Origin of the sequence: Streptomyces prunicolor (assembly GCF_045162825.1) — a bacterium.
Taxonomy (GTDB): domain Bacteria; phylum Actinomycetota; class Actinomycetes; order Streptomycetales; family Streptomycetaceae; genus Streptomyces; species Streptomyces prunicolor.
The window spans coordinates 9523544-9535341 of record NZ_CP108676.1; the positions used below are offsets into that span (position 1 = coordinate 9523544).

Below are 11798 nucleotides of genomic sequence, written 5' to 3' on the forward strand. Positions count from 1 at the left end.
CCTCGTGGACACCGAAGTGCTTGACCTGCCCCTGTCGCGGACAGCCAACGAGCGGCTGCACGCCATGATCCCCGGGGGCGCTCACACCTACGCCAAGGGCGACGACCAGTACCCCGAGAACCTGGCCCCGGTCATCAGCCACGGCAGCGGTGCCCACGTATGGGACGTCGACGGCAACCGCTACATCGAGTACGGCTCCGGCCTGCGGTCGGTCAGCCTCGGTCACGCCCACCCCCGCGTCCTCGAGGCCGTGCGGCGGGAACTCGACCGCGGCAGCAACTTCGTCCGGCCGTCCATCGTGGAGGTCCAGGCCGCGGAGCGCTTCCTGGCCACGGTCCCGACCGCCGAGATGGTGAAGTTCGCGAAGAACGGCTCCGACGCCACCTCCGCCGCGGTACGCCTGGCCCGCGCCGCCACCGGCCGCACGCGAGTGGCCCTCTGCTCCGACCATCCGTTCTTCTCCGTCGACGACTGGTTCATCGGCACCACACCGATGTCCGCCGGCATCCCGTCGACGACCACCGACCTCATAGCGTCCTTCCCCTACGGCGACCTGGCCGCCACGGAGGAGATGCTCACCCGGTACCCGGACGAGATCGCCTGCCTGATCCTCGAACCCGCCACCCACACCGAACCGCCGCCCGGGTACCTCGCCGGCCTGCGCGAGCTGGCCGACCGGTACGGCTGCGTACTGATCTTCGACGAGATGATCACCGGCTTCCGCTGGTCCGAGGCGGGCGCTCAGGGCCTGTACGGCGTCGTCCCCGACCTCTCCACGTTCGGCAAGGCGCTGGGCAACGGATTCGCCGTCTCCGCGCTGGCCGGGCGCCGCGACCTGATGGAGCGGGGCGGACTGCGTCACTCCGGCGACCGGGTGTTCCTGCTGTCCACCACGCACGGTGCGGAGACGCACTCCCTGGCAGCGGCGATGGCCGTGCAGACCACGTACGTCGAAGAGGGGGTCACCGCGCGGCTGCACGCCCTGGGCGAGCGGTTGGCCGCCGGTGTCCGCGAGGCCGCGGACGGCATGGGCGTCGGCGACCACCTCGTCGTCCGGGGCCGGGCCAGCAACCTGGTCTTCGCCACCCTCGACGAGAACGGGCAACCGTCGCAGCAGTACCGCACCCTGTTCCTGCGCCGGCTCCTCGCGGGCGGAGTGCTGGCCCCCTCCTTCGTCGTGAGCAACGCACTCGACGACGAGGACATCGACCGTACCGTCGACGTGGTGGCCGAGGCCTGTGCGGTGTACCGGAAGGCGCTGGACGCCGCTGACCCCACCCCCTGGCTGGCGGGGCGACCCGTGAAGCCGGTGTTCCGCCGCTTGTCGTGAGGTGACGTGACGTCAGCGGCGCTCTTGCCGACCGGAGTCGGTCATCCGGTCGGCGATCCGGTCGAGCAGCCACGCGGTCGCCGGAATCACCGCCAGCGCGGTGCACCAGCCGCCGAGGACGTCGGTCGGATAGTGCGCGCCCAGTCCGACCTGCGCCCAGCCCATGGCGGCGCCGGCGACCAGCGCCGAGCCGAGCACGAAGGATGTGCCGGCCGTCCGGCCGAGGCCGAGTCGGCGGGTCGCGAGCAGTGCCGCCATGAGGGCGAGCGCGGTGGCGAAGGCGGTGTGCCCACTCGGGTAGGACAGGTTGCCGGGGCCGTGGATGGTGCGTCCCACCAGGTGTTTGAGCAGGGTCGCCGTCCCCACGGTCGTGCCGACGCCGGCGACGACGAACACCGCTGCGCGAGGACGCCGCAGCAGCAGGCAGCCCACCGCGGCGGCCACGATCAGCGCCGCCGCTCCCACGGGCTCCCCCAGGAAGTCCAGGGCCAGGGCGACGCGCCGCCACGGCGGCCCCAGACTGTCCGCCGTCGGCTGGATGATCCACCTGTCCACCGCGCCCGGCTCGCTGTGGCCGGAGTACAGGACCCCGAGCGCGCCGACCACCAGCGCGGCGAGGACCGCGATCAGCCCGAGCCGCGGGCGCAGCGACGGGGGCAGCACCGGCGGCGTCGGCCGGCCGGTCATCCGTTCACCGCGTCCGGTCGACCTGGGGTGGTGCCCTTGTGTCCGCTGCCGCCCGCCGTGATCCAACCCGAGCCCCCGTCGTGTCCGATGCACTCTCCAGCGACCGTGACCCCATGACCGCCCCGCGGATCCCCGCTCCCGGCCCGTGCGCCTCGGCGTGAGCCGTCAGCACCCTAGCCGCAATCCGGCCGCGGCAAACCGCCGTTGGACAGTCCGACCTGATCCGGGGGTTGAGATCAGCACGATCACCGCACCTGACGGTCTGCCTCCACGGGTGCTCGTGGAAGACGACCTCGCCGTGGCGGGTCCGGATCCGCGACGCCGACGAAGGCCGCGTCGAGGGACCTGCCTACTCTTCACCGAACGGGCGCTCCTACTGAACCGCCCACCGCTGTCCGACCTCGAGCTGTGATCCCCGGGACGCGGGCGGCCGCGTACGGCGATGGCGCGTCCGCCTCCTGTCCCTGCCCCCGAAAGGCACGTTTCTTGGCCTCGATGCTCTATCCAGTGCTCGAATCCTTTCTCGACGCCGCGAGTGCGCTGGCGCGGGCGCGGGCGATCATGCGCGACCTGGCCGACCGCGTACGCTCTTCGTTCCTTCGGCACCGCCCGCATGGTTGCGGACCGGGATCCGGTCGTCTTCCCCTTCCTGGACGAACTCGTGCGCCGTGATGCCATCGCGTTCGACGCGGAGCAGCCGAAGTCCTGGCTCACGGCGGACCTACGTCTTGGCCCCGACCTGGCCGACCTCTGGCCGCTGCCCGAGGGCGTGATGCTCTCGCTGGACACGACCCTGCCCTTCGGTACCGCCGACAGCGAGCCCGAGGACGACGTCACCGAGGAGGAACTGGACCGGATGGTCTCCGTGCTCGGGCCACTGAGCCTGGACGTCAGCTGGAACTGCGGCTGGCGTGGCCTGTCCGATTCCAAGAACTGCGGCCTGCGACTCTGCCTGAACAGCGTCTGGGTGCAGCAGCACGCTGAGCTGTCTCCCGGACAGTTCGGCGTCTGGATCACCCTCGGCACCCGCGTCACCTGGACCCCCGAGGGGGAAGCCTGGCGCCGCGACTCGGGGCTCCTGCTGGGTGAGAAGCAGCAGGGGTGACCCGGACATGAGGCCACCAACCCCTCGCAGCCGACTCCGGCATCGTGGGGTTATCGTAAAAGTGATTAATTCTGTATTTGTTTTCCTGTGAGGGTTTCCTTCGCCTCCCCCGTAAACAAGGGTGAAGGGTGGAGGGCACATGGACGCGGAAAACAGATTCGAGACGAGAACCACCTTCCTGCTGCTGCGCTTGGAATGGCTGGGCGGCCTGGCCGTATGTTCCGCGCTCGGCGTGCGGAATTTTTCGGAGATCCGGTGGGCAGTGTTCATCGCGCTCTTCTTCGTCATCGACGCCATCGGCTATCTCCCCGGCGCCCTGGCATTCCGGAGAAGCCGGGACGGGCGTATCTCGCGCTGGTACTTCGTGGCGTACAACACCATGCACAGCCTGGTGACCGCAGGCGTCGTCGCCGGTCTGTGGGCGCTGCTGGTGAAGCCGGAATGGGCACTGCTCGCTCTCCCTCTGCACCTACTGGGGGACCGCGCCCTGTTCGGGAATTCACTCAAGCCGTTCGGGGTGCTTTTTGAACCGCATCCGCATCCGGCGTATGTCGATTTCGAGCGGGCGTACTCGAATTCGACCGGAGAGAATTCCGGTGAATCCCGAAGGGGTGCGGATGCCGTCCGTCTTTGAGACCCTGGTTAGGCACAGTGACAATCCGAGCTCATTCCTCGCCCTCAATCAGGGCAATGAATACTTCCGAGATCCGCGCTTCGACGGCACCTGTGTCTATCGCCGGTCGGGGCGGCACCTGCTGCAGTTCGCGGGGCCCTTCGCGGCCGAGGAGCAGCGCGCCGGTCTGCTGGACGCCTTCGCGGCGCAGGCCCGGCCGCGGCGGCTGGTGGCCGTACAACTGCAGCGGGCCGACGCGGAGTTGTACGGGGCGCACGGGTTCACGGTGAACCAGCTGGGGGCGTCGTACGCGGTCGACCTGGCTCGGTTCACCCTGCGCGGATCGGCCTTCGTACGGCTGCGGAACAAGATATCCAGGGCCCGGCGTGCCGGCCTCGAGGTGGTCGAGGCCCCCTCCGTCGCCGACGACGGGGTGCAGAGCGAGCTGGATCTGATCGACCGGGCCTGGCTCCAGGGCAAGGGCGGTGCCAAGGAGCTGCAGTTCCTGGTGGGGGAGCGGACCGGGCTGGCCCAGCGGCACCGGCGGTTGTTCGTGGGGCGGATCGGCGGGGTGGCCCTCGGGTACATCAGTTACTCACCGGTCTTCGGCAGCCGGCCGGGCTGGCTCCACGACCTCAGCCGGCGTTCCCCCGACGCCCCGCCCGGGGTGATGGAGGCGCTGAACGCGACCGCGATGGAGCGGATGTCGGCCGACGGCGCGGGCTGGCTGCACTTCGGCTTCACGCCCTTCACCGGTCTCTCCGACGAGCACGAACTGCCGTGTGCGAGCCGTACCTTCACGCGCTGCGTGCGGCTGCTCGCCCAGCACGGCGAACGGATCTATCCGGCCGCCGCGCAGCTCGAGTACAAGCGGAAATGGGCGCCCCATGTGGTGCTGCCCGAGTACATCGCCTTCCAGGGGCGCCCCGGCCCTTCGGCTGTGTGGCAGCTGCTGCGCGCCACCCGGGCGCTGTAGGGCCTGGCCGACCAGTCCCGCCATTGCTGCTGGTCCCGCCAGTCCCGCCAGTCACGCCATTGCCGTCATTCCCGTCCGCCGGACGGGGTCCAGCGCGACCGGGTCGTCCCGGAGCAGGGGAGCACATGAGGTTTCTGGAGCGCGAACGCGCCGTACTGACGAAGTTGCTGCCGGGGCTCGACGAGAGTCTGCGGGCGGTGCCGCTCATGGAGTTGGAGAGCCAGCGCAGCCCCGGTATCGGACTCTTCCGCGACAGCGGCGGTCCGGGGCTCGTGGTGCCGGTCTCCTGCAAGGGGAAGGGCGCCGGCGCCCTGGACGCCCTGCGGGTGCAGCGTGCCCTGGGCAGCAGGTCGCCGTCCCTGGCGGTGGCCACCACGATGCACCACTTCTCCATGGCCACCCTGGTCGGCCTGGTCACCGACGGCGAGGGCCTGGAGTGGATGCTCGTCGAAGGAGTGGCCTCCGGCAACCGCCTGGTGGCCTCCGGCTTCGCCGAGGGGCGGCCGGGCGCCGGCATCCTCTCCCCGTCGATGACCGCCACGGTGGGACCCGACGGGGTGCGCATCAGCGGGGTGAAGCGCCCGTGCAGCCTCGCCCGGTCCATGGATCTGCTCACCGCCAGCGTCCTGGTACCCGGTGAGCGGGGGGCCCGCGACGAGCTGGCGGTGGCGTTGGTGCCCGCCGAGAGCGAGGGCGTGAGCGTCAGCGGTTTCTGGTCCAGCTCCTTCCTTTCGGGAGCGGAGAGCGACCAGGTCACCCTCACGGACGTGCTGGTACCGCCGGAGCTGCTGCTGCGTACCTCGGCCACGGAGGGGCACCTGGACGAACTGCAGACCGCGGGCCTGGTCTGGTTCGAGCTGCTGATGGCGGGGAGCTATCTCGGGGTCGCCAGTGCGCTGGTGGAGCGGGTCCTGCGCAACGAGCGGGTGCCCGAGTCCGAGCGGGTCCGGCTGTTGGTGGAGACCGAGGGCGCGATGGCCGCCGCGGAGGGCGTCGCCCGCCGGCTCGACGAGGGCCGCCCGGACGAGTCGACGCTCGCCGACTCGCTGTACGTGCGGTACTGCGTGCAGGACGCCCTCGCCCGCATCGTCCCGCGGGCGGTGGAGCTGCTCGGCGGCCTCAACTTCATGAGCTCGGACGAGGTCGGACACCTCGCGGCCTGCGCCAACGGGCTGTCCCTGCACCCGCCCGCACGGTCCAGGATGACCGGCCCGCTGGCGGCCCACCTGGCGGACGGCCCGCTCACCGTCGCCTGATCCGGTCCCCATCCCCGTCCCCATTCTGATCCCGATCCCGATCCCGATCCCGATCCCGATCCCGGTCCCGGGGCACGACTCCTCACGTCTCCACGACCGCCTCCCACCCCACTCCAACACCCCTCCACCCGATGGGAGTTCCCGAACCATGCCGCCAGAACCCACCGGTCCATCCCACCCGTCCCACCCGTCCCGCCCTCGAAGTCAACGCCCCACCCTGCTGCTCACCGGCGCCGCCGGAGTACTCGGCCAGGCCCTGATCGACGAGCTCTGCGACGACTACGACCTGATCTGCCTGCGCCACCGGGCACCGCTGGACGACCCCCGGGTACGGGAGGTGACGGCGGATCTGAGAGCCCCCGGTCTGGGGCTCTCGCCCGCTCAGCGGCTGGACCTCGCCGCCGAGGTGGACGTGGTGGTGCACTCCGCCGCGGCCACCAACTGGCGGCTGGCCCCGGCCGACATCTGGCGCACCAACCTGGACGGCACCCGGTCGATGCTCGACCTGGCGGCCCGCGCCGACGCGCCCTTCTTCTACATGAGCACCGCGTTCGTGGCGAACCCGCTCGCGCCCGAGGAACAGGAGCGCTTTCCCGGGGCGGCGGCCTACCTCGCCTCCAAGACGGCGGCCGAGGAGGCCGTACGGTCGGCCGAGGTCCCCGGGGTCATCCTGCGTCCGTCCCTGGTCATGGGTGACTCGTCCACCGGCCGGATCGCCCGGGTGCAGGGGCTGACCCGGGCGCTGGGAGGGATCGTCAAGGGCCAGGTCCCGGTGCTTCCGGGCTCGCCCGGGACACGGATCGACATGGTGCCGCAGGACGTGGTGGCCCGCGCGGTGGGCGACCTGGTCAGGTCCGGCGTCGCCCAGGGCGAGTACTGGCTGACCGCCGGGCGCGAGGCCATCCTGCAGCGGGAGGTCGTCGACATCTGTCTGGAGTTCGCCGAGCACCACGGTGAACGCCCGCACCCGCCGCGGCTGATCCCCGTCGAAGCGGTGCACCGGCTGCTGCTGCCGCTGCTGGAGGGACCGTCCTTCCCCGCGCTGGTGCGGCGCCGGCTCCAGGACTACGCGGAGCTGCTGCTGGTCTTCCAGCGGGAGCTGCCCTTCGCATCCGACCTGGGAACACCGCACTGCGGTACGGCCCCCACACGCGCCGCGATCCGCTCGGCGCTGGCACGCAACGTGGAGTGCTGGGCCACCGGGCGAGGCGGCCTGCTCCGGTCACGGACGGCGCAGAAACCGACGGCTCAGACGCCGACGGAGCTGGCGTCATGACCGCCGTGGAGGTGGCGGCTCCCGCGCCCGTAGGGGTGGCCTCTCCGGCCGGTGCAGAGACGGTCGCTCCCGCCACCGCTCCCACCCCCGCAGCGACCACCGCCCCACCACCCCCCGACACCGCCGAGCTCTACCGCCGCCACCTCGGCACCGGCCGCGCGGTCATGGGCACCGTGCTCGGGGGCATGGCCGAGGTCCATTCCGAGGGTGCCTGGGTGCACACCGACGACGGGCGCCGCTATCTGGACTTCGGGGGCTACGGCGTCTTCATCCTGGGGCATCGGCATCCGGCCGTACTCGACGCGGTGCGTCGGCAGTTGGACGCGCATCCGTTGGCCACCCGGGTGTTCCTGGAACCCGTCGCCGCGCAGGCCGCTGCCGCGCTGGCCGCGCGGACCCCGGCGGGGCTCGACCACGTGCACTTCGTCAACTCCGGTGCCGAGGCCACCGAAGCGGGTCTGAAGCTGGCCCGTGCCCATGGGCGCAACGCGCTGGTGACCACCGTGTCCGGGTACCACGGGAAGACCCTGGGGGCGCTGAGCGTCACCGCCAACTCCCTTTACCAGCAGCCCTTCGAGCCGTTGTTGCCGGACACCGCGCAGGTCGCGTACGGGGACCTGGACGAGCTGGACACGGCACTCCGTGCGCGCCGCGACCGGGCCTGCGTGATCCTCGAACCGGTGCAGGGCGAGGGCGGGGTGCGTATCCCGCCGCCCGGGTATCTCGCCGAGGCGGCCGGGCTGTGCCGTACGTACGGCGCCTTCCTGATCGTGGACGAGGTGCAGACCGGGCTTGGCCGGCTCGGCAGTTGGTGGGGTGTGGACGCCGAGGGTGTCGTGCCCGATGTCCTTCTCGTCGGGAAGGGGCTGAGCGGCGGTGTCGTACCGGTGGCCGCGATGGTCGCCACCAAGGACGCCTACCGTCCGTTCTCCCGTGACCCCTACCTCCACACCTCCACCTTCGGCGCCTCGCCGATCGCCTGTGCCGCGGCGCTGGCGGCGGTGGAGACGATCGACCGCGAGGACATCGTGGGCCGGGCCGCCGCGCTCGGCCGGCGACTGCTCGCGGGAGTCGAGGAGGCCTGCGCCCCCTACCGGGAACGCCTGGTGCACGAGGTCCGCGGCAGGGGACTGCTGATCGGTGTCGAGTTCACCCGGGCACAGGCCGTCGGCGAGACGCTGCTGGAGCTGGTGAGCCGCGGCGTCCTGGTCAACCACTCGCTCAACTCCACGCGCGTGCTCCGGCTGACGCCCCCGGCGATCGCCGACACCGACGAGACCCAGCTCTTCCTGGACGCCCTCGCCGAAGCCCTGCGGGCCGTGCACACCCGCCTCGGCTGACCGGTCACGACACATCAGCACGACAACACCACCACCCCGTCGGTCACGACAGCACCCACGTCAGTGAGGACGAACCCCATGCGCCATGTGACAGTCCGGATGACAGCCCAGGGCATCGACCCCGAGCACGCCTACCGGAGGATCAGCGACTTCAGCCGGTACCCCCAACTCACCACTACGGTCCGCGCGGTGGAGGTGCAGCCGCCGCGACCCGACGGTTCCGTGGTCTCCGAGTGGACGGTCGCCTTCCGCAACGGACTCATGCGCTGGACGGAACGCGACACCTTCGCGCCGGCCACCCTCTCCATCGCGTTCGAACAGCTCAGCGGCGACTTCGAGACCTTTGAAGGCAGTTGGGCCTGCGCGGCACACCCGGACGGCACCACCGTCACCTTCCGGGCCGCGTTCGACCTCGGGATCCCCACGCTGGCCGAGATCCTCGACCCGGTGGCCGAGTCGACGTTACGCACCAACATCGAGAAGATCCTCCAGGGTCTGCTCGGCACGGTGTCACCGGCCGGTCTCGCGGACGCCGCGCATGGCTGACCTCGCCCTGAACCTCGCCCTGGCCCGGCCGCCGGATCCGGGCGAACAGTTGCGGGACGAGCCCGGCCCGGACACCGAGCACTGCCTGCGCCTGTACGCGAAACTCGCCTCCGGCGTCACCGTGGTCACCACCCAGGGCGGGACCGGGCCCACCGGGATGACCGTCTCCTCCCTCACCTCCCTGTCGGCCCGGCCGCCCCTCCTGCTCGCCTGTCTGCGCAACGGCTCGCACACGCTGTCGGCGATCGGCGGCCAGGGCGTCTTCGCGGTGAACCTGCTCCGGGACAACCAGCGTTCGCGAGCCGCACGCTTCGCGGATCCGGCCGTCTCACCGAGCGAGCGGTTCCGCGAGATCCCGCTCCGCCGCGTCCTGGGCGCACCCGTCTTCGGCGACGCGCTCGGCTGGTCGGTCTGCCTGGTCGAGGACATCCGCCGCTACGGCGACCACAGCGCGGTGGTGGGAAGGGTGGCCGTGGTACAGGTGGTGTCGGGTCGGCCGCTGCTCTGGCACGACCGGAGGTTCGGGTCGCTGTCCGGGGCCGGAGAAGGGGTGCCCCGGTGACCCTGTTCGCGCCGGGCACGCCCTGCTGGGAGTCCGGGGACCCGGACGGCGCCGACCCGCCGGCCACCGTGTGCGGCCGGATCGGTGCCGATGTCGCGGTGGTGGGCGCGGGACTCGTAGGACTGTCCACCGCCTATCACCTGGCGGAACGTCAACCCTCCCTGGACATCGTGGTGGTGGACGCGTGGCGGCCGGCGGCAGGTGCCAGTGGGCGGGGTACCGGGCTGCTGGGTCCGCGGGTGGGGCCGCCGGTCGACCGGGCGGTGCGGCGGCACGGTCCCGCCGTCGCCCGCCGGATGCACCGGGCCAGCGTCGAGGCCGTACGACAGGTCGTGGAGCTGTGCGACCGGCTCGGTGTGCCCTGTGCGGACGGGGAGCAGATCGTCGCGGCGCGTTCCCGTGCCGGGCTTGCGTCCCTGGCACGGCAGGCCGCCGCCTATCGCGCTCTGGACCTGGAGGTGCCCGTCCTCTGCGCCGCCGACATCCGGCGCCGGGTCGACGTGCCGTACCACGCGGGTCTGCTCCATCGGCATACGGCCACCCTCGATCCGGCCGCGCTGACGGCGGCCCTGGCGAGGGCTTGTGTGGCCAAGGGCGTACGGCTCTACGGCGGCAGCCCGCTGCGGGAGGTGCGTGGCGGGGACGGACAGCAGCCCCAACTGCTGTTCCCGCACGGCACCGTGCGGGCGCCGAAGTCGGTGCTGGCGGTGAACGCCGGGGTGGCCGGGCTCGGGCTGCCGGTGGGCACGGTGCTCGGGCTCGAGGTGCACGCGGTGGCGACCGAGCCGCTGGGTCGCGAGGCGCGGGCGCTCCTCGGGCACGGTGGGCTCGCGGTGATCGACGCGGTGCCGCTGGCCCCGTACTTCTGTCTCACCGCGGACGGACGGTTGGTGGTCGGGGGCGGTACCGCCCTGTGTCCGGACGGGACCGGGCCCCGCCGTAGGGCCGTGCTGCGGGTGTTCGCGTTCCACCGGCTGGAGCAGTGGCTGCGGGCGCTGCACCCGGCGCTGGCCGGGGTGGAGGTCACGCACCGCTGGGCGGGCGGGATCGGGGTGACGGCCGACGGCCTGCCCGTGGTGGGGCCGGTCCGGGGGCGGCCCGGTGTCTGGTACGCGGGCGGCTGCAACGGGCACGGTCTCGCGATGTCCGTGGCGCACGGCTCCTACCTCGCCGCGGCCCTGCTGGGCGAAGCGGACACGGGTGAACCGCTGCCCTGGCACCGCTCCCGGGCGCCGCGACTGCCGGTGTCGGGACCGGCCCGGCCGCTCCTGCGGGCCCGGCTGGCCTCGATGGACCGCACCGTCCGCCGCGCGGCCTGGCCCGAACTCGGCCCCCGGGGGTGAGGAGCCGTGGACCACTCGACCGATTCACCCCGACCGCCTCACCACCACACGGACGCAGGGCTGACCGGAAAGGAACACCAATGATCGGCACACTGCTGGCAAGGCCGTTGGAGCTCATGGAGGAGAACTTCCGCAGGCCGACCGGGCGAGCCGGGCGGTTCTTCGGGAACCTGATGGCGGTGCAGCACCGGAGCCTCACCGCGTGGACGATCGAGCACATGGACGTGCGCGGCCGTCAGCGGGTGCTGGACGTGGGGTGCGGCGGGGGCATGGCGGTGAAGCTGTTGTCGCGGCGGGCCGCTCAGGGATTCGTCGCCGGGGTGGACTACTCGATGGAGATGGTCGAGCAGGCCGTACGGCGCAATCTGCCGGCCGTCGCGCGCGGCCGGGTCGAGATCCGGCACGGGGACTGCTCCCAACTGCCGTACGAGGACTCGTCGTTCGACCAGGTCTGCGCGATCGAGACCTTCTACTTCTGGCCGGATCCGCTGGGCGGCCTCGCTGAGGCGTACCGGGTGCTCAAACCGGGCGGTCAGGTGGCCGTCACGCTGGAGATGAGCCGGGAGGCCGCCGACGACCCGTCACTGACGCAGCGGTTCTTCGGCCGGCGCTTCACGGAGCGCTCGCAGCGGGCGGGGCTGCACATCCTCTCCGGGGACGACCTGGTGGAACGGCTCACCAAGGCCGGGTTCCAGGACGCCCGGTTCGTGTCGGAGCCGCGCCGCTCGCTCGGCTGGGTCTGCGCGCTGGCGCGGAAGTGAGGG

The 11798-nt window shown here is 71.7% G+C and carries 12 protein-coding genes; 11 read left to right on the plus strand and 1 reads right to left on the minus strand.

Annotated features, from left to right (window positions below):
* Positions 1–4: 4 nt before the first annotated feature.
* Positions 5–1330 carry a glutamate-1-semialdehyde 2,1-aminomutase gene (locus OG588_RS43185; protein WP_405952012.1) on the plus strand — a complete coding sequence of 442 codons (1326 nt, stop codon included), beginning with the start codon at positions 5–7 and terminating at the stop codon, positions 1328–1330.
* Between the two features lie 12 nt (positions 1331–1342).
* Here the strand turns inward: OG588_RS43185 and OG588_RS43190 are convergent, their stop codons facing one another.
* A complete protein-coding gene (locus tag OG588_RS43190; protein WP_405952013.1) occupies positions 1343–2017 on the minus strand; it encodes a phosphatase PAP2 family protein in 675 nt (224 codons plus the stop codon).
* A 613-nt stretch (positions 2018–2630) separates the two neighbouring features.
* On the opposite strand from OG588_RS43190, the gene OG588_RS43195 reads away from it, so the two are divergent.
* From OG588_RS43195 to OG588_RS43240, 10 genes are all read left to right on the plus strand, one after another.
* The gene (locus OG588_RS43195; RefSeq protein ID WP_405952014.1) at positions 2631–3122 is read left to right on the plus strand and encodes a hypothetical protein; all 492 of its coding nucleotides are present in this window, start codon (positions 2631–2633) and stop codon (positions 3120–3122) included.
* A 139-nt stretch (positions 3123–3261) separates the two neighbouring features.
* Entirely contained in the window at positions 3262–3756 is a 495-nt protein-coding gene (locus OG588_RS43200; protein WP_405952015.1) for a hypothetical protein, read from the plus strand.
* Positions 3740–4711 (plus strand): bifunctional lysylphosphatidylglycerol flippase/synthetase MprF, encoded by a 972-nt coding sequence (locus OG588_RS43205; RefSeq protein ID WP_405952016.1) that lies wholly within the window; start codon positions 3740–3742, stop codon positions 4709–4711. Before OG588_RS43200 ends, OG588_RS43205 begins: the two co-directional genes overlap by 17 nt.
* Before the next feature lie 125 nt (positions 4712–4836).
* The gene (locus OG588_RS43210) at positions 4837–5967 is read left to right on the plus strand and encodes an acyl-CoA dehydrogenase (protein ID WP_405952017.1); all 1131 of its coding nucleotides are present in this window, start codon (positions 4837–4839) and stop codon (positions 5965–5967) included.
* A 148-nt stretch (positions 5968–6115) separates the two neighbouring features.
* A complete protein-coding gene (locus OG588_RS43215; RefSeq protein WP_405952018.1) occupies positions 6116–7243 on the plus strand; it encodes an SDR family oxidoreductase in 1128 nt (375 codons plus the stop codon).
* On the plus strand, positions 7240–8583 hold the full coding sequence (locus tag OG588_RS43220) for an aspartate aminotransferase family protein (protein ID WP_405952019.1): 1344 nt from the start codon (positions 7240–7242) through the stop codon (positions 8581–8583). The genes OG588_RS43215 and OG588_RS43220 overlap by 4 nt, the downstream gene beginning before the upstream one ends.
* A gap of 78 nt (positions 8584–8661) precedes the next feature.
* Complete coding sequence (locus tag OG588_RS43225) at positions 8662–9129, plus strand: type II toxin-antitoxin system RatA family toxin (protein WP_405952020.1); 468 nt, start codon at positions 8662–8664, stop codon at positions 9127–9129.
* On the plus strand, positions 9122–9691 hold the full coding sequence (locus OG588_RS43230) for a flavin reductase family protein (RefSeq protein WP_405952021.1): 570 nt from the start codon (positions 9122–9124) through the stop codon (positions 9689–9691). The genes OG588_RS43225 and OG588_RS43230 overlap by 8 nt, the downstream gene beginning before the upstream one ends.
* The gene (locus OG588_RS43235) at positions 9688–11034 is read left to right on the plus strand and encodes an NAD(P)/FAD-dependent oxidoreductase (RefSeq protein WP_405952022.1); all 1347 of its coding nucleotides are present in this window, start codon (positions 9688–9690) and stop codon (positions 11032–11034) included. Before OG588_RS43230 ends, OG588_RS43235 begins: the two co-directional genes overlap by 4 nt.
* Positions 11035–11114: 80 nt before the next feature.
* On the plus strand, positions 11115–11795 hold the full coding sequence (locus OG588_RS43240; RefSeq protein WP_405952023.1) for a class I SAM-dependent methyltransferase: 681 nt from the start codon (positions 11115–11117) through the stop codon (positions 11793–11795).
* Positions 11796–11798 lie beyond the last annotated feature (3 nt).

What these genes read in the sequence shown, in the direction of transcription:
- OG588_RS43240 (WP_405952023.1), top strand. Translation starts at nt 11,115, where the DNA reads ATGATCGGCACACTGCTGGCAAGGCCGTTGGAGCTCATGGAGGAGAAC.
- OG588_RS43210 (WP_405952017.1), top strand. Translation starts at nt 4,837, where the DNA reads ATGAGGTTTCTGGAGCGCGAACGCGCCGTACTGACGAAGTTGCTGCCG.
- OG588_RS43190 (WP_405952013.1), bottom strand. Translation starts at nt 2,017, where the DNA reads ATGACCGGCCGGCCGACGCCGCCGGTGCTGCCCCCGTCGCTGCGCCCG.
- OG588_RS43230 (WP_405952021.1), top strand. Translation starts at nt 9,122, where the DNA reads ATGGCTGACCTCGCCCTGAACCTCGCCCTGGCCCGGCCGCCGGATCCG.
- OG588_RS43205 (WP_405952016.1), top strand. Translation starts at nt 3,740, where the DNA reads ATGCCGTCCGTCTTTGAGACCCTGGTTAGGCACAGTGACAATCCGAGC.
- OG588_RS43195 (WP_405952014.1), top strand. Translation starts at nt 2,631, where the DNA reads ATGGTTGCGGACCGGGATCCGGTCGTCTTCCCCTTCCTGGACGAACTC.
- OG588_RS43200 (WP_405952015.1), top strand. Translation starts at nt 3,262, where the DNA reads ATGGACGCGGAAAACAGATTCGAGACGAGAACCACCTTCCTGCTGCTG.
- OG588_RS43220 (WP_405952019.1), top strand. Translation starts at nt 7,240, where the DNA reads ATGACCGCCGTGGAGGTGGCGGCTCCCGCGCCCGTAGGGGTGGCCTCT.
- OG588_RS43225 (WP_405952020.1), top strand. Translation starts at nt 8,662, where the DNA reads ATGCGCCATGTGACAGTCCGGATGACAGCCCAGGGCATCGACCCCGAG.
- OG588_RS43215 (WP_405952018.1), top strand. Translation starts at nt 6,116, where the DNA reads ATGCCGCCAGAACCCACCGGTCCATCCCACCCGTCCCACCCGTCCCGC.